This is a genomic window from Streptomyces sp. NPDC020801 (assembly GCF_044334385.1).
Lineage (GTDB): Bacteria > Actinomycetota > Actinomycetes > Streptomycetales > Streptomycetaceae > Streptomyces.
This window is the reverse complement of sequence record NZ_JBIRST010000018.1, coordinates 90,332-106,367: the sequence shown is the minus strand read 5'-3', so window position 1 is coordinate 106,367 and position 16,036 is coordinate 90,332. Positions and strand designations below refer to the sequence as shown.

The following is a 16,036-nucleotide window of genomic DNA, read 5'->3' as shown; positions in this document are numbered from 1 at the left end:
CATGGGCAACACGGCAGTGGTGGTCGGAGGGGGCATCGGCGGGCTGGCCGCCGCGATCGGCCTGCGCCGCATCGGATGGGACGTGACGGTCGTCGAGCGCGCGTCCATGCTCGAGGACGCGGGGGCGGGCATCTCACTGGCCGCCAACGGCCTGCGGGCACTGGACGAACTCGGCGTCGGCGAGGCGGTACGGGATGCCTCGCGAGGCCAGTACAGGGGCGGCACTCGCACGCCACGGGGCGGTTGGCTGGCCCGGATGGACGGCTCGGCGCTGGAGAAGGCGGTGGGCACGCCCATCATGGGCATCCCCCGCTCCACCTTGCACCGGCTGCTTCGCGACTCCCTGCCCGCCGAGGCGCTGCTGATCGGCTCCGAGGCGGGCTCGGTCGAGCAGACCGGCCCCGGGACGGTTCGAGTCGGCTGCGGCGACACGGTGCTGGACGCCGATCTGGTGGTGGCGGCCGACGGCATCGGCAGCAAAGTGCGCAGCCATCTCTTCCCGGCCCACCCCGGCCCGGTCCACAGCGGCTCGACGGTGCTGCGCGCCATCACCGAGCAGGCGGTCGACCTGCGCACCGACTTCGAGCTGACCTGGGGGCACGGGGCCGAGTTCGGGCACATCGCCTTCCACGACGGGCGGGCCGAGTGGCACGCCGTCCTCAACCTCCCCGCCGGGACGCGGTTCGCCGACCCGCTGGCCGAACTGCGCAGAAGATTCCACACCTGGCACGGCCCGATCCCCGCCCTGCTCGACGCGACCCGGCCCGCCGCCGTGCTGCACCACGACGTTGACGAACTCCGCACGCCGCTCCCCTCGTACACGGTCGGCCGGACCGCGCTGCTGGGCGACGCGGCACACGCGATGACCCCCAACCTCGGACAGGGCGCCTGCCAGGCGCTGGAGGACGCGGTCACCCTGGCCGCCGCGCTCGCCACCGGCCCGACCGTCGAAGCCGCGCTCACCCGCTACGACGCCGAGCGCCGGCCGCGCAGCCAGGCGGTCGCGCGGGCCGCCCGGCAGGCCGGGCGAATGGGTCAGCAGCTCTCCCACCCACTGGCCGTCGCCCTGCGGAACACGGCGATGCGGCTGACACCCTCCCGCGCCGCAACGCGCATGATCCTTCGGCACCACGCCTGGGTCCCACCACAGCTGAACTGATCCGATTCGCACCCCGCCAACTCACCACCAGACACCTTCCGGAACAAAGTCGACAAGGTCCTCCCCGCACCTCCGTGCATTTCCGCCAGGCACCTCCCCGGACGTCCGCCGGTCTTCGCGTACCTCCCCTGCCGCAGGCGCTGACGAAACCGCGCGCCGCCTTCGCCCGGGACGCGGGGCTCGACCGCTTCGTGTGGGTGGCCGGCCTCGCCGAGCCCGCCCCGCTGAGAGCCGCCTTCCGCTCCGGAAGAGGTGCAATGCGGGCCGGACCGGTTCCGAGCGGGTTCTGGCCGACTCCACCGAGACGGAGGACGGCTGCCCGGCCGTCGGCTTCGTGACCGTCAGGTCGCGTGGCGGGATTGCGTATCGATCGGATAACGTCCCTCGCGCCCATGTGCGTGATGCGCGTAGACAGTGCGTGACCTGGTGCATCAACCACCAAACCAGATCCGGAGATTCCATGCGGAAGTCCCTCAGAGCAGCGGCCGTCGTCGCCAGTTGTGCCATCGCCGGTGGCGCCCTCTACGGCGCCGGTGCGGCCACGGCCGGCCAGTCGACGGCCAACTCCACCCACGAGCCCTACAACATCGGGCTCCTGGTCAAGGACATCGACACCTACTACGGCACGGCGCTCGACGCGGGCGGCGTCTACCAGGCGTCCCCGGACAGCCCGTACGCCAAGGACCTGGCGCGCGTCGACGCCGACGCCAAGCGGTACATCGACAAGGCGGCCCGCAAGGCCCACCACCGGGGCGAGAGGCCGGCCGTCGTCTTCGACATCGACGACACGCTGCTGCTCAGCCTCGACTACGAGAAGCGGTACAACTACACGTACAACCCGGCCACATGGGCCGACTACGTGAACCGGGCCGACCGCCCGGCCGTCTTCGGCAGCCCCGAACTCGTGCAGTACGCCGAGAAGAAGGGCGTCGAGGTCTTCTACAACTCGGGCCTGAGCGAGGCGCAGCGCTCCGCCGCCGTGGAGAACCTGAAGAAGATCGGCGCCGATGTGAACCTCGACGCCGGCCACATGTTCCTCAAGGACAAGGCCAACCCGCCGTCCTACCTGAGCGACTGCGCCACTCCGGGGACCTGGAACTGCACCACCGTCCAGTACAAGTCCGGCACCCGCAAGCACATCGAGGACCTCGGGTACGACATCGTCGCCAACTTCGGCGACCAGTACTCCGACCTCGACGGCGGCTACGCCGACCGGACGTACAAGCTGCCCAACCCGACGTACTTCGTGAGCTAGCCGGCACCGTTCGCACGCTGCGCGGATCGCGCCCCGCCCGGCCCACGGGACGAGCGGGGGCGGTTCGGCCGCGCGGGCGGCAACGGCAGGTGATTCGTACGGATCCTCGAACAAGGTGTGGCAGGCCGAACGGAAGTGACGTCGATTCCGTAACACGGGGAAAACCTGAAAGCGCTTCGACAGGGGAACAATCCAGCCAGCATCCGCACCGATCACTCAGGCACCGAGGAGCACCAGCCATGTCCGAAACGCAGAAGGCGGTCGACCGGCCAAGTGCCGCGCCCCCGGCGACAGGCGGCGTCGACGGCTTCTTCAGGATCTCCGAACGGGGTTCCACCTTCGGCCGGGAGATACGCGGCGGTCTCGCCACGTTCTTCACGATGGCCTACATCCTCGTCCTGAATCCGATCATCCTGGGCAGCGCCAAGGACAAGTTCGGCCACCAGCTGGACACCAGCCAACTGGTCACCGCCACCGCGCTGGTGGCCTGTGTCATGACGGTCATCATGGGGGTCGGCGGCAACCTGCCGCTCGCCATCGCCGCCGGCCTCGGCCTCAACGCCGTCGTCGCCTTCCAGCTCGCCCCGCTGATGAGCTGGGCGGACGCGATGGGTCTCGTCGTCATCGAGGGCATCCTCATCTGCGTGCTGGTGCTCACCGGGCTGCGGGAGGCGATCATGAACGCCATTCCACAGCAGCTCAAGCAGGCCATCGGCGTCGGTATCGGCCTGTTCATCGCCTTCATCGGCTTCGTCGACGCCGGCTTCGTCAGCCGCATCCCGGACGCGGCGAACACCACGGTCCCGGTTCAGCTGGGCGCCGTGGGCCGGCTGACCGGCTGGCCCGTCCTGGTCTTCTGTCTCGGGGTGCTGCTCACCATCGCGCTGATCGCGCGCAGGGTGAAGGGCGCGATCCTGATCAGCATCGTCACCATGACGGTCGTCGCGATCGCCGTCAACGCCGTCGCCGACGTCAAGAGCTGGGGACTGACCACCCCCAAGGTGCCCGACAAGATCGTGGCCACCCCCGACTTCGGACTCGTCGGTCACTTCAGCCTGTTCGGCGCCTTCGGCGAGACCGGCGCGATCACCGTCGTCCTGCTGGTCTTCACGCTGATCCTGTCGGACTTCTTCGACGCCATGGGGACCATCGTCGGCATCAGTGCCGAGGCCGGACTGCTGGACGAGCAGGGCCAGGTGCCCGGCATCGGACGGGTGCTGTTCATCGACGGCGCCGCGGCGATCGCCGGCGGCGTGGGCTCGGCCTCCTCCAACACCGCCTACATCGAGTCCGCGGCCGGCGTCGGCGAGGGCGCCCGCACCGGCTTCGCCAACCTGGTCACCGGCGGGCTGTTCGGCCTGGCGCTGTTCCTGACCCCGTTGCTGACCATCGTCCCGCTCCAGGCCGCCGCGCCCGCGCTGATCGCCGTGGGCTTCCTGATGATGACCCACGTCAAGCACATCGAGTGGGACCGCCACGAGATCGCCATCCCGGCCTTCCTCACCATCGCCGCGATGCCGTTCACGTACTCCATCACCGACGGCATCGGCGCCGGATTCCTGTCCTACGTGCTCATCAAGACCGTCCTCGGCAAGGCCAGGGAGGTCAACTGGCTGCTGTGGGGTGTGTCCGCGCTGTTCCTGGTGTACTTCGCGATCGACCCGGTGGAGCAGGTGCTGGGCGTGAGGTGACTCAGGCCTTCAACGCGGCCCGCATCACCGCCCTGGCCACCGGCGCGGCCAGCCCGTTGCCGCTGACCTCGGAGCGGGCCGCGTCCGACTGCTCCACGACCACCGCCACAGCGACCTTCTTGCCGGTCGCCTCCGAGGTGCCGTACGACGTGAACCAGGCGTACGGCACCTTGCTGTTGTTCTCGCCGTGCTGGGCCGTGCCCGTCTTGCCGCCCACCGTCACGCCGGCGATCCGCGCATTGGTGCCGGTGCCCTGCTCGACGACCGTCCGCATGGCCGACTGCAGCTGCGCGGCGGTGGTGGAGCCGAGGATCCGCTTGGAGTCCGCGGAGTCGTCGTGGTTCCGGAGCACGTTGCCGTCGCCGTCGGTGATCTGCGAGACCATGTGCGGCGAGACCGACTCCCCGCCGCCTGCGATGGCCGCCGACACCATGGCCATCTGCAACGGGGTGGCGGTGACGTCGAACTGGCCGATGCCGGTGAGCGCGGTCTGCGCCTTGTCCATGCCCGGGGGATACGCGCTCGGGTACGCCCGCACGGGCACGTCCTGCGAGTGGTCGTCGAAGCCGAACTTCTCCGCCATCGCCCGCACCTTGTCCTGGCCGAGGTCGACGGCCATCTTCGCGAAGACGTTGTTGCAGGAGTACTGCAACGCGGTGCGGATCGTGGCGTTCGCGCAGGGGGCGGCCGGGTTCTCGTTCGACAGCACCCGCGTGGTGCCCGGCAGCGTGTACGGGTCCGGGCTGCCGGTCTGCACGTCCACCGAGGCGTACAGCCCGTCCTCCAGCGCGGCGGCCGCCACGACCAGCTTGAACGTCGAGCCCGGCGGCAGCGGCCGGCGCAGGGCGCGGTTCGTCATCGGCTTGTCGGGGTCGTCGGTCAGCCGCCGCCAGGCGCTCTTGCCACCGGTGCCGAGCACGGTGGGGTCGTAGGACGGAGTGGAGACCACCGCGAGGATCTTCCCGTTGGCCGGGTCGATCGCGACGGCGGCGCCCTTCTTGTCGCCGAGCGCGTCGTACGCCGCCTTCTGCACATCCGGGTCGATCGTGGTGACCACGTCGCCGGGCGCGGCCCGCCGGCCGGTGACGGTGTCGAGCGGGTTCTTCAGCCGGCTGTCCGTGCCGTCGAGGAGGTCCTGGTAGATGCCCTCCAGCTGGGTCGCCCCGTACACCTGCGAGCTGTAGCCCGTCACCGCCGCGTACAGCTTGCCGTCGCGGTACGTGCGCCTGTACTTGAGGTCACCGCTCGTCATCTGCGCGGACCCGGTGATCGCGCTGCCGCCCACGATGATGTTCCCCAGCGGCTCCGAGTACGTCTCGATCGCCCTGCGCCGGTTGTCCTTGTCGTCCGCGAGGGCCCTGCCGTCGTAGAACTGCACCCAGGTCGCCCTGACCAGCAGAGCGAACACGAGCAGCAGCGTGAAGACGGACGCCCGCCTGATCGTCTTGTTCATCCCGCTCAGGACGACGAGCACGAGGGAGCGAATCGTTCCCTTCCGCCCCGTTTTCTCATCGGGCGTTCATGAACCGGACCCTCACGCACCCCGCCGGTCGCCGCGCAGGAAGCCCGCCTCGTACGCGGCGATCACCACCTGGGTGCGGTCCCGGACGCCGGCCTTCGCCAGCACCGCCGCCACATGCGACTTCACCGTGGCGGGCCCGATCTCCAGACGCCGGGCGATCTCCGCGTTCGTCAGCCCGGCCGTCATCAGCCGCAGCACCTCGCCCTCCCGGCCGGTGAGCCTCGCCACCCAGGCCGGCGGCGCGGCGTACGCGCGCGCGTGCTCGGTGGCCAGCGCCCGTACGGCCGACGGGAACAGCAGGGTGTCGTGGCGCGCGACCAGCCGTACCGCCTGGACCAGGGTGTCGGCGTCGGCCCGCTTGAGCAGGAACCCGCAAGCCCCGGCGCGCAGGGCGTCGTAGACGTAGGAGTCGTTCTCGAAGGTGGTGACGACGACGATCCTGGGCGGCTCGGCGAGCGTGGCCATGATCTGCTCGGTGGCCCGGATGCCGTCGACCTCGGGCATGCGGACGTCCATCAGCACCACGTCGGGGCGCACCGCACGCACCACCGACACGGCCTCCGCCCCGGTCGCCGCCTCGCCGACGACCTCGAGGTCGGCCTCGGCGGAGAGGATGGCGCGCAGGGCGGTGCGGACCATGCGCTCGTCGTCGGCGAGCACGATCCGCAGGGGCGAGGGGCTGGTCATACGGGTCCCTTCAGCGGCAGTCGTACGGACAGGCGCCACGCTCCCCGGACCGGTTGCGCGTCCACGGTTCCGCCCAGCAGCCGGGCACGGTCCGCGATGCCCCGCAGTCCGTGCCCGCCGCCGGGCCGGGAAGCGGGCCCCTTGCCCAGGGGGTTCTCCACGGTGATCTCCAGTTGCCCGTCGACGGCACCGATCCGGACGGCGACGGCGGCGTGCTCGCCCGCGTGCTTGAGCGCGTTGCTCAGCCCTTCCTGAACGATGCGGTACGCCTCGCGGGAGATCACCGGCGGCAGCGTCCGGGGATCGGCCGCGACCTCGGCCGTGACGCGCAGGCCGCCCGCGCGGGTGCGGCGCAGCAGACCGTCGAGGTCGGCGGCGAGGGTGGGCGCCGGGGCGGTGCCGGGGGCGTCGCCCTCCCGCAACAGGCCCAGGACCGCGTCGAGTTCGCCCACCGTGCGCCGTGCGGTGTCCACGATCGCGGTGAGCGCCTCGCGTACGAACTCGGGGTCGGCGTCAAGAACCCGGCGGGCCGCGCCGGCCTGGAGGGTGACCGCGCTGAGGGCGTGGCCGACCGAGTCGTGCAGCTCGCGGGCGAGCCGGTTGCGTACGGCGAGGCCGGCGGCGCGGGCCTCGGCGGCCGCGAGCCGGTCCTCGGGGCCGGGCCCGAGCAGCGCGGGCGCCCAGCGGGCCAGAAGGGCGCCCGAGCCGGCGGCGCAGGCGGCGAGCGAGACCAGCATCGCGCAGCCCGCGACGGGCGCGAGCGTCAACGCCCAGGGCCGGAACAGGACTTCGTTCAGCCCCAGCGGCGAATCGCGCAGGCCCGGGAGGAAGGGGAGCACGATCAGCACCACCGCGAACGGCGGCACGGCGAGCGACATCCCGGAGACGACACCGCCGAGCCCGAGATGCAGCGTGAACCAGGCCGCCGTACGCCCCTTCGCGGCCCGCGTCCGGGCGGGCCCGTCGGCCAGGCCGTCCGAGTCGATCCCGCACAGGGCGCGCACGGCGGCCACCGACATCGGCCGGGTCAGGGGGAACGGCGAGGTGATCGCGGCGAGCGGCAGGCCGACGGCGAAGGAACCGAGTTGCAGGGGCAGGGAGCGGAAGATGTCCGAGGAGTCGGTGAGCGGGCCGACGATCACCGTGCCGACCAGGAAGTACGGCATGGACAGGGCGCCGCCGAGGACCAGATGGATCCAGCGGCGGCGCGCGCTGCGGCCGAACAGCAGCCGGGCGGCCCTGCTCACACCGGCCGCTTCGGGGTTCCGGCCGAGCGCTCCGCGAAGAAGTGGGCGCCCAGGGCGGCCACGAGGATGCCGGAGATCATCTGGCCAGCGTAGGTGAGGTTCATCAGCTGCGTGGGCCGGTCGGCGAGGTCGTCCACACCGCTCAGAGGAGCCAGCGACAGCCAGCCGCCCCAGCAGACCAGGACCCCCGAGCCGACCCAGGCCAGGGCGAGCGGCACCACCACCGGCAGCGCCCGACCGCGGCGGAAGGCGAGCAGACAGGCCCCGGCCACGGCGGCGAGGAGGAAACAGAGGTCGGTCGCCTCCAGGGCGTGGAAGTCGGCGGTGCGGTCCGCGGCGCGTCCGGCGCTCAGTCCGGCCGCGCCGCGGACCGAGGGCGTGGAAGTCGGCGGTGCGGTCCGCGGCGCGTCCGGCGCTCAGTCCGGCCGCGCTCCCGCACGCCCACAACAGGTGCTGTGTCAGGGGGAACAGGGCGAACAGACAGGCTCCGGCCGCACACACGCGCTGGGCCGCGCCGATCGGGCCGACCGGCAGTTCCCACACCCGCCCCCGCCACAAGTGGCCCCAGCGGTCACGGGCGTAGAACAGGAACAGCGCCCCGAGGGCCAGCCCCTGCACGATGAACGCGGGGTACACCACCCCGTACACCCACTCGTCGAGGAACGGCCTGCGGCCGGTGCCGGACGGCTTGTCGACCGTCCCGCCCAGCGCTCTCACCAGCAGCTGGAGGGGGAAGCCCGTCACGATCGGCGCGAGCAGCCCGGTGGCGACCCACACCGGGAACGCGAGCGTCCAGGCCGGCACCCGCAGCCCCCAGGGCCGGGTCAGCAGCAGCGCCAGTGCGATCACGGCGGCGTCCATGAGCACGGTGACGCCATTGGCGACGACCATCGCCGTGCGGTGCTCCAGCAGCGTGCTGCCCGCCGGGATCCCGATGCGGCTGCCGGCGATCCAGGCGGCCTTGAGGCACAGGTACGGCAGACAGGCCGCAACGGCGACGAGGGGCAACGCGCGGCGGAACCGGCCGGGGCCGACGGGCCGGTGCGGGTCCGGAGCGGTGGTGGTGCTGCCCTGCTCGAGCGGGGCCGGGAGCTCGGGGGGAAGTGGCTGCGTCATGCGATCACGCTCCCGCGCGGAGCGCGCTCAGCACCTCCTGCGCGACGACGAACCGCCTCCGCCGGTCGGGGGAGACGCGTCTGCTCCCGGCGCGCCGCGAAGAGCGTCAGCCCTTCAGTACCAGCACCACCTCGTCGATCTCCTCGCCCCGCGCGGGGGCGAACCCCCGGGCCTGCGCCGTCTGCCGGAAGCCGCACTTCTCCAGCACCCGCAGCGAGCCCGCGTTGTCCGCCGCCGCCCGCGCGTACAGCGGGCGTTCGGGCACCTCGGTCAGCAGGGCGCGCAGCGCGGCCGTCGCGATGCCCCGCCCCCAGTAGGCGCGGTCCACCCAGTAGGTGACCTCGCGCTCGCCCGGCTCGCCGTAGACCGCGGCGCTGCCCACCACGTCACCGTCCGCCAGGATCGTGCGCAGCACGTCGGAGGAGGTCCGGATCCTGTCCCACCGGGCGTCGAAGGCCGCGCGGTCGGCCGGGTCCTTCGGGGTGAACGCGGCCATCCGCAGGGCCTGCGGATCGTTCATCTGCCGGAAGAACACCGGCAGGTCGCTGTCGTGGACCTCGCGGAGCACCACGTCCATGGCTCAGAGCCTCCGGGTGGCGAGCGTCAGACGGTCACGGGCGTCGAAAAGGGCATCCTTCACCATCTGCTCGTGCGCGGGCGTCAGGCGCGCCACCGGGATCGAGCAGCTGATCGCGTCCCGGGCCGGGGTGCGGTAGGGGATCGCCACGCCGAAGCAGCGCAGCCCCAGCGTGTTCTCCTCACGGTCCACGGCGTAGCCCTGCTCGCGGATCTGGTGCAGCTCCTCGATGAGCTTCTCGCGGTCGGTGATGGTGTTCTCGGTCAGCGCGGGCAGCGTCTCGGGGAGCATCTTGCGGACCTGCTCGTCCGAGTACGTGCTCAGCAGCGCCTTCCCCAGCGAGGTGGAGTGGGCGGGCAGGCGCCGGCCGACCCGGGTGAACGGGCGCAGGTAGTGCTGCGACTGGCGGGTGGCCAGGTAGACGACGTTCGTGCCGTCCAGACGCGCCAGGTGGATCGTCTCGGTCGTGTCGTCGGACAGCCGGTCCAGGGTCGGACGGGCCGCGGCGACCACCTCGTCGCCGTCGATGTAGGAGGTGCCGACGAGCAGCGCCCGCACGCCGATGCCGTAGCGCGTGCCGGTCGCGTCGGTCTCCACCCAGCCCAGCTCGACGAGGGTGCGGAGCAGCATGTACAGGCTGGACTTGGGATAGCCGACGGCCTCCTGGACCGCGGCCAGGGAGTGCATACCGGGCCGGCCGGCGAAGTACTCGAGCAACTCCACGGTCCGCACCGCGGACTTGACCTGCGCCCCGCCGCCTGTCTCGCCTGCCGACATCGCCCTTGACCCCTTCGTTGGACGAGAACCTGGAGATATAGTCTCCGACAGCATATTCATCACCAGAGACAGCGTTCAGTATATCGAACGCCGCTGATGAATGACCCCGTACTGCGGCAAGACATGTGGAGGGACCCGCGGTGGCAGCAGCACCAGTCTGGAGTGTCGACCCCCGTACCGGGAAGCAGCGGGAACAGGTTGCGGTGGAGGCCACAGTCCAGGAGGTGGACGCCGTCGTCCGGACCGCGCACGAGGCGCGCGGCCGGCTCGCCGACCGCTCGGTCCGCGCGGCCTTCCTGCGCACCGCCGCCGACGGGCTGGAGACGGCCAGGGACCAGCTCGTCGAGGCGGCCGACGCCGAGACCGCGCTCGGCCCGGTCCGGCTCACCGGGGAACTCGCCCGGACCTGCTACCAGTTGCGGGCCTTCGCGGACATCGTCGACGAGGGTGCCTTCCTCGACGTGATCATCAACCACCCCGACGACACCGCCACCCCGCCGATTCCCGACCTGCGCCGCTACAAGGTGCCCCTGGGCGTCGTCGCCGTCTACTCCGCCTCCAACTTCCCCTTCGCCTTCTCGGTCGCCGGCGGCGACACCGCGAGCGCGCTGGGCGCGGGCTGCCCGGTCGTCGTCAAGGCGCACCCCGACCACCCGGCGCTGTCCGAGCTGGTCGCCAAGGTGCTGCGGAACGCCGCCGCCCGGCACGGCATCCCCGGGGGCGTCGTCGCACTGGTGCACGGCTTCGAGGCGGGCATCGAGCTGATCAAGCACCCGCTGGTCGCCGCCGCCGGCTTCACCGGTTCGGTACGGGGCGGCCGGGCCCTCTTCGACGCGGCGGCCGCGCGTCCGGTGCCGATCCCGTTCCACGGCGAACTCGGCTCGCTGAACCCCGTCGTGATCACCGAGGCGGCGGCCGCCGAGCGGGCGGAGGCCATCGGGGCCGGTCTCGCCGGGTCGATGACCCTCGGCGTCGGACAGTTCTGCGTCAAGCCCGGACTGGTGCTCGCCCCCACGGGCGCCGCCGGCGACCGGCTGATCAAGTCCCTGACGGACGCCGTCAGCGACACCGACGCGGGCGTCCTGCTCGACCACCGTATGCGCGACAACTTCCTCGCCGGGATCGCCGAGCGGACCGCACTGCCCGGTGTCGAGTCGCCGGTGACCCCCGGCGCGGGCGGCGAGCACACCGTCAGCGCGGGCTTCTTGACGGTCCCGGCCGGGAAGCTGACCGGCGAGGGGGCGTACGACCTGCTTCTGGAGGAGTGCTTCGGTCCGGTCACCGTAGTGGCCCGCTACGAGGACGAGCACGAGGCCACGGCCGTCCTCTCCCGGCTCCCCGGCAACCTCACCGCCACCGTGCACCTGTCGGCCGGGGAGGTGGCCGGCGAGGGCCGCGGTGCCGAACTCCTCGCCGAGCTGACCCCGCTCGCCGGCCGCGTCCTCGTCAACGGCTGGCCGACCGGTGTCGCGGTGGCCCCCGCCCAGCACCACGGCGGCCCCTACCCGGCGACCACCTCTACGTCCACCTCCGTGGGCGCAACGGCGATCGAGCGGTGGATGCGGCCGGTGGCCTACCAGAACGCCCCGGAGGCCCTGCTGCCGCCGGAACTGCGCGACGGCAACCCGCTCGGCCTGCCCCGCCGCTTCAACGGCCGGCTCGAGCGCTGACCCCCACGCCCGTCCGTGCGGAAGGACACTGGGAGACTCGGGGAATGGACGCAGAGCTCCCCGAACTCCCCTTCCCGCTCCGTACCTACGGTCCCGACGGCCACTGGTCCCACGAGGACGGGGTCCTCACCGGATGGGCCGGCCCCCGGCAGGACCGGTTCGTGCCTCCCACCGGCGAGGCGCTGGACCCCGCCTCGGACGCGCCCCGGCTGCTCGGGGCGCCCGAGGGGGACTTCCAGCTGATCGCCCGGGTCACGGTCGGATTCAGCGGCTCCTTCGACGCCGGCGTGCTCTACGTCCACGTCGCCGAGCGGGCCTGGGCCAAGCTCTGCCTGGAGTACTCCCCGGACGTGCCCACCGTCTGCACGGTGGTCACCCGGGGACACTCCGACGAGGCCAACTCCTTCACGGTGGACGGCAGTTCCGTCTGGCTGCGGGTGAGCCGCACCGGCCGCGCCTTCGCCTTCCACGCCTCCCGCGACGGCGCGCGCTGGACCTTCGTGCGCCTGTTCACCCTGGGCGGGGAGGAGGAGGCGGGCGCGGCCCTGGTGGGCTTCATGACCCAGTCGCCGCTGGGCGAGGGGTGCGTGGTCACCTACGACCACATCGAGTTCAGGCCGCACTGGCCGGCCGATCTGCGGGACGGCAGCTGAGCCGCGGCCCGGCCCGGCCCGGCCCGGCCCCGGGGTACGGCCCGGCGGTCCTGCTGCGCGGTACGGCCCGGCGGTCCGGCCGCCGGGGAACCGGAGCGAAGGCGTCCACGTCCTTCGTTGCATGATCCATGACCGTGTGCGCGGAAGCCTGGTGATCCGTACGGCCGTGTCCGCCGAGGCCGAGACCATCGCCGCGCTGCACGCGCGGGCCCGGGCGACGTACTACCCGGAGGGCATCCCGGACGACGGCACCGACTGGGTGGCCGCCTGGCGGGGAGCCGTCGAACGCCCCGGCGGGCAGGTGCTGTGCGCCGTCGAGCAGGGCCGCGTCGTCGGCATCGCCTCCTTCCGTACCCCGCCGGACGGCACCGCGGACACGGTCACGCTGTTCCAGTTCCACATCGACCCCGGCCACTGGCGATTGGGCATCGGGACCGCCCTGCACGCGGCCTGCGTGGAGCAGTGGCAGGCCGAGGGCCGGCGCGCCGCCGTCCTCGACGTGCACTCCGGCAACCGGCGGGCACAGGCCTTCTACGCCCGTCTGGGCTGGACGCAGGACCCCGGGCAACCGCCCGCCGAGGGCGACCACCACCTGCGCCTGTGCTACCCGGTGACCGGCGAGGACCGGGAACCGGCCGGGGAATGAGACACGCTGCTTGAACGTTCACACACTCGGCGGAGGGCCGCTCCGCCCGCGTCCGTACGAGCTGGAGAGAACCGAGAACATGCGCGTCGAGATCTGGTCGGACATCGCCTGTCCCTGGTGCTACGTGGGAAAGGCGCGCTTCGAGAAGGCGCTGGCGGCCTTCGAGCACCGCGACCGGGTCGAGGTGGTGCACCGCTCCTTCGAGCTGGACCCGCACCGCGCCAAGGACGACGTCCAGCCCGTGCTCACCATGCTCAGCCGGAAGTACGGCATGAGCGAGGCCCAGGCGCAGGCCGGCGAGGAGAACCTGGGCCGGCAGGCCGCCGCGGAGGGACTCGCCTACCGCACCCGGGGCCGCGACCACGGCAACACCTTCGACATGCACCGCCTGCTGCACCTGGCCAAGGAGCGGGGGAAGCAGAGCGAGCTGCTGGACGCGCTGTACCGGGCCAACTTCGCCGAGGAGCGGTCCGTCTTCTCCGGGGGCGACGAGCGGCTGGTGGAGCCGGCGGTCACCGCCGGGCTCGACGCCGACGAGGTCCGCAAGGTGCTCGCCGACCCGGCCGCCTACGCCGACGAGGTACGCGCCGACGAGCGGGAGGCCGCGCGGCTCGGCGCCACCGGCGTGCCGTTCCTCGTCCTCGACCGCACCTACGGCGTCTCCGGCGCCCAGCCCGCCGAGGTCTTCGCCCAGGCCCTCACCCAGGCATGGGGCGACCGTTCGCCACTGAGCCCCGTCCCGGGCGGGGACGGCGCGCAGGCCTGCGGCCCGGACGGATGCGCGGTGCCGCGGAGCTGATCACCGGCGCGGAGGCGCAGGTCAGGGCGGATGCATAAGCGGTCCTTGGGCGAACCGCGCAGAAATCGGCAATGGACTTCGACTTCACGGGGCCGCACAGTGGTCCCATGGAGACCTTCGAGACCCTCGTCCGCACCGAGTTCGCCCCGAAGAACACCTACCTGAACACCGCGAGCACCGGGCTGCTGCCCGGCCGCACGGTCGACGCGCTGCGCACCGCCGTCGAGGCGGCGGCGGCCGGGCGGCCGACCGACATGTTCGCCGACGTCGAGGCGGCCCGTGCCGCCTTCGCCCGGCTGACCAGGGTCCCCGCCCGCCGGGTGGCGGCCGGGGCCTCGGTCGCCGTCTACAGCGGACTGATCGCCGCCTCGCTGCCCGAGGGCGCCGAAGTCCTCACCGCCGAGGGCGACTTCAGCTCCGTGGTGAACCCCTTCCACGTCCGGCGCGACCTGAAGGTGCGCAGCGTGCCGCTGGAGCAGGTCGCCGAGGCCGTGCGGCCGGGCACGGCGCTGGTCGCCGTGAGCGCCGCGCAGTCGGCGGACGGCCGGATCGCCGACCTGCCCGCGATCCGCGCCGCCGCACGCGAGCACGGGGCGCGCACCTATGTCGACGCCTCCCAGGCCGCCGGCTGGCTGGACCTCGACGCCGACGCCTGCGACTACGTCGCCTCCGTGGCCTTCAAGTGGCTGCTGTGCCCGCGGGGCGTGGCCTTCCTCGTCGTACCCGAGGACCTCGGCGGCCTCAGCCCGCTCTTCGCCGGCTGGGTGGCGGGGGAGCGGCCCTGGGACAGCTGCTACGGCCCGGTCGGCGAACTCGCCCACTCCGCCCGGCGGTTCGACGAGAGCCCCGCGCTCTTCTGCTACGCCGGGGCCCGCCGCTCCCTGGAACTCGTCGAGGAACTGGGGGTGGCAGCCGTACGCGCCCACGACCTCGCCCTCGCCGACCGCTTCCGCGAAGGCGTGCGCGCCCTCGGCCACGAGCCGCTCGCCGCGCCCGGATCGCCGATCGTCTCGGTGCCCGGCCTCGGCCACCGGCAGAGCCGGCTGAGCCGGGCGGGTGTCGAGGTCTCCGACCGCGCGGGCAATCTGCGGGCGGCCTTCCACCTGTACAACACGGCGGCGGACGTGGACCGGCTGCTCGACGTGCTGGCCGGGTGAACACCACCGGGCAGGGGCCTCCTCGCGTCCCACGCGAGGAGGCCCCTGCCCGCGGCAGCCATGGCGTTCGTTTCACCGGAGCGAGATCCCTCGCCCCGATGCCGCCTTTCCCGGGGGCCAACCCCCGGACCCCCGGCCGGCTCGACTCACTTCACCGGAGCGAAATCCCTCGCCCCGATGAAGGTCGGCCGCCGCACCGGTGCCGCGAACGGCTCCACGGCCGTGTTCTCCACACTGTTGAACACGATGAAGACATTGCTGCGCGGGTACGGCGTGATGTTGTCGCCGGAGCCGTGCATGCAGTTGCAGTCGAACCAGGTCGCCGAGCCGGCCTTCCCGGTGAACAGCCGGATGCCGTGCCGGCCCGCCAGCGAGGTCAGCGCCTCGTTCGACGGTGTGCCCGCGTCCTGCATCTGCAGTGACTTCTTGTAGTTGTCCTTCGGTGTGGCCCCCGCACAGCCGAGGAACGTCCTGTGCGACCCCGGCATGATCATCAGCCCGCCGTTGGTGTCGAGGTTCTCGGTCAGCGCGATCGAGACGGAGACGGTCCGCATGTTCGGCAGGCCGTCCTCGGCGTGCCAGGTCTCGAAGTCCGAGTGCCAGTAGAAGCCGCCGGCCCCGAAGCCCGGCTTGACGTTGATCCGCGACTGGTGGACGTACACGTCCGAGCCCAGGATCTGCCGGGCCCGGCCGACGACGCGCTCGTCGCGCACCAGCTCGGCGAACACCTCGCTGATGCGGTGCACCTCGAAGACGGAGCGGATCTCCTGGGACCTGGGCTCGACGATCGAGCGCTCGTCGGCCCTGATCCGCGGGTCGGCCACCAGCCGGTCCAGCTCCTGGCGGTAGACGGCGACCTCGTCCTCGGTGATCAGCTGGTCGACGGCGAGGAAGCCGTCGCGCTCGAAGGCCTGGAGGTCACCGGCGGGGATCGGACCGGGCGTGTCGGGGGAGCCCCAGAGGACGGGGTCCTGGCGGGGCACGGTCACCTCGGTGGCGCCGCGGGTGGGGTACAGGTCCGTGACGCCGCCCGTGACGCCGCCCGTGGCGGCGGGCGTGGTGGTGGGAGCGGTCATGGGG

General features: G+C 72.3%; 15 protein-coding genes. 8 read left to right on the top strand and 7 right to left on the bottom strand.

Annotation, left to right across the window (positions count from 1 at the left end; translation table 11 throughout):
* Nucleotide 1: 1 nt before the first annotated feature.
* The 3 genes from ACH4UM_RS30750 (at nucleotide 2) to ACH4UM_RS30740 (ending at nucleotide 4,105) form a co-directional block, all read left to right on the top strand.
* Nucleotides 2-1,159 (top strand): FAD-dependent monooxygenase, encoded by a 1,158-nt coding sequence (locus ACH4UM_RS30750; RefSeq protein ID WP_398186336.1) that lies wholly within the window; start codon nucleotides 2-4, stop codon nucleotides 1,157-1,159.
* 460 nt (nucleotides 1,160-1,619) lie between these two features.
* Entirely contained in the window at nucleotides 1,620-2,414 is a 795-nt protein-coding gene (locus tag ACH4UM_RS30745) for an HAD family acid phosphatase (protein WP_398186333.1), read from the top strand.
* 239 nt (nucleotides 2,415-2,653) lie between these two features.
* Nucleotides 2,654-4,105, top strand: coding sequence for an NCS2 family permease (locus ACH4UM_RS30740; protein ID WP_398186329.1), 1,452 nt, complete (start codon nucleotides 2,654-2,656; stop codon nucleotides 4,103-4,105).
* Between the two features lies 1 nt (nucleotide 4,106).
* Here ACH4UM_RS30740 and ACH4UM_RS30735 read toward each other — a convergent pair whose 3' ends face one another.
* From ACH4UM_RS30735 to ACH4UM_RS30710, 6 genes are all read right to left on the bottom strand, one after another.
* Nucleotides 4,107-5,558, bottom strand: a complete 1,452-nt coding sequence (locus ACH4UM_RS30735; protein ID WP_398186326.1) for a penicillin-binding transpeptidase domain-containing protein — start codon at nucleotides 5,556-5,558, stop codon at nucleotides 4,107-4,109.
* Nucleotides 5,559-5,639: 81 nt separating this feature from the next.
* Complete coding sequence (locus ACH4UM_RS30730; RefSeq protein WP_398186323.1) at nucleotides 5,640-6,314, bottom strand: response regulator; 675 nt, start codon at nucleotides 6,312-6,314, stop codon at nucleotides 5,640-5,642.
* A complete protein-coding gene (locus tag ACH4UM_RS30725; protein WP_398186321.1) occupies nucleotides 6,311-7,561 on the bottom strand; it encodes a sensor histidine kinase in 1,251 nt (416 codons plus the stop codon). Before ACH4UM_RS30725 ends, ACH4UM_RS30730 begins: the two co-directional genes overlap by 4 nt.
* Nucleotides 7,558-7,833, bottom strand: coding sequence for a hypothetical protein (locus ACH4UM_RS30720; protein ID WP_398186318.1), 276 nt, complete (start codon nucleotides 7,831-7,833; stop codon nucleotides 7,558-7,560). Before ACH4UM_RS30720 ends, ACH4UM_RS30725 begins: the two co-directional genes overlap by 4 nt.
* Before the next feature lie 950 nt (nucleotides 7,834-8,783).
* A complete protein-coding gene (locus tag ACH4UM_RS30715) occupies nucleotides 8,784-9,254 on the bottom strand; it encodes a GNAT family N-acetyltransferase (RefSeq protein WP_398186315.1) in 471 nt (156 codons plus the stop codon).
* A 3-nt stretch (nucleotides 9,255-9,257) separates the two neighbouring features.
* On the bottom strand, nucleotides 9,258-10,031 hold the full coding sequence (locus tag ACH4UM_RS30710; protein WP_398186313.1) for an IclR family transcriptional regulator: 774 nt from the start codon (nucleotides 10,029-10,031) through the stop codon (nucleotides 9,258-9,260).
* Nucleotides 10,032-10,171: 140 nt separating this feature from the next.
* On the opposite strand from ACH4UM_RS30710, the gene ACH4UM_RS30705 reads away from it, so the two are divergent.
* The 5 genes from ACH4UM_RS30705 to ACH4UM_RS30685 all read left to right on the top strand — a co-directional run bounded on the left by ACH4UM_RS30705 (nucleotide 10,172) and on the right by ACH4UM_RS30685 (nucleotide 14,956).
* The gene (locus ACH4UM_RS30705) at nucleotides 10,172-11,701 is read left to right on the top strand and encodes an aldehyde dehydrogenase (NADP(+)) (protein ID WP_398186311.1); all 1,530 of its coding nucleotides are present in this window, start codon (nucleotides 10,172-10,174) and stop codon (nucleotides 11,699-11,701) included.
* A gap of 44 nt (nucleotides 11,702-11,745) precedes the next feature.
* Nucleotides 11,746-12,354, top strand: a complete 609-nt coding sequence (locus tag ACH4UM_RS30700) for a DUF1349 domain-containing protein (RefSeq protein WP_398186308.1) — start codon at nucleotides 11,746-11,748, stop codon at nucleotides 12,352-12,354.
* A gap of 121 nt (nucleotides 12,355-12,475) precedes the next feature.
* Nucleotides 12,476-13,000, top strand: coding sequence for a GNAT family N-acetyltransferase (locus ACH4UM_RS30695; RefSeq protein WP_398186305.1), 525 nt, complete (start codon nucleotides 12,476-12,478; stop codon nucleotides 12,998-13,000).
* Nucleotides 13,001-13,079: 79 nt separating this feature from the next.
* The gene (locus tag ACH4UM_RS30690) at nucleotides 13,080-13,799 is read left to right on the top strand and encodes a DsbA family oxidoreductase (RefSeq protein ID WP_398186513.1); all 720 of its coding nucleotides are present in this window, start codon (nucleotides 13,080-13,082) and stop codon (nucleotides 13,797-13,799) included.
* 71 nt (nucleotides 13,800-13,870) lie between these two features.
* On the top strand, nucleotides 13,871-14,956 hold the full coding sequence (locus ACH4UM_RS30685; protein ID WP_398186303.1) for an aminotransferase class V-fold PLP-dependent enzyme: 1,086 nt from the start codon (nucleotides 13,871-13,873) through the stop codon (nucleotides 14,954-14,956).
* A 146-nt stretch (nucleotides 14,957-15,102) separates the two neighbouring features.
* Here ACH4UM_RS30685 and thpD read toward each other — a convergent pair whose 3' ends face one another.
* Nucleotides 15,103-16,032 carry an ectoine hydroxylase gene (gene thpD, locus ACH4UM_RS30680; protein ID WP_398186300.1) on the bottom strand — a complete coding sequence of 310 codons (930 nt, stop codon included), beginning with the start codon at nucleotides 16,030-16,032 and terminating at the stop codon, nucleotides 15,103-15,105.
* Between the last annotated feature and the right edge of the window lie 4 nt (nucleotides 16,033-16,036).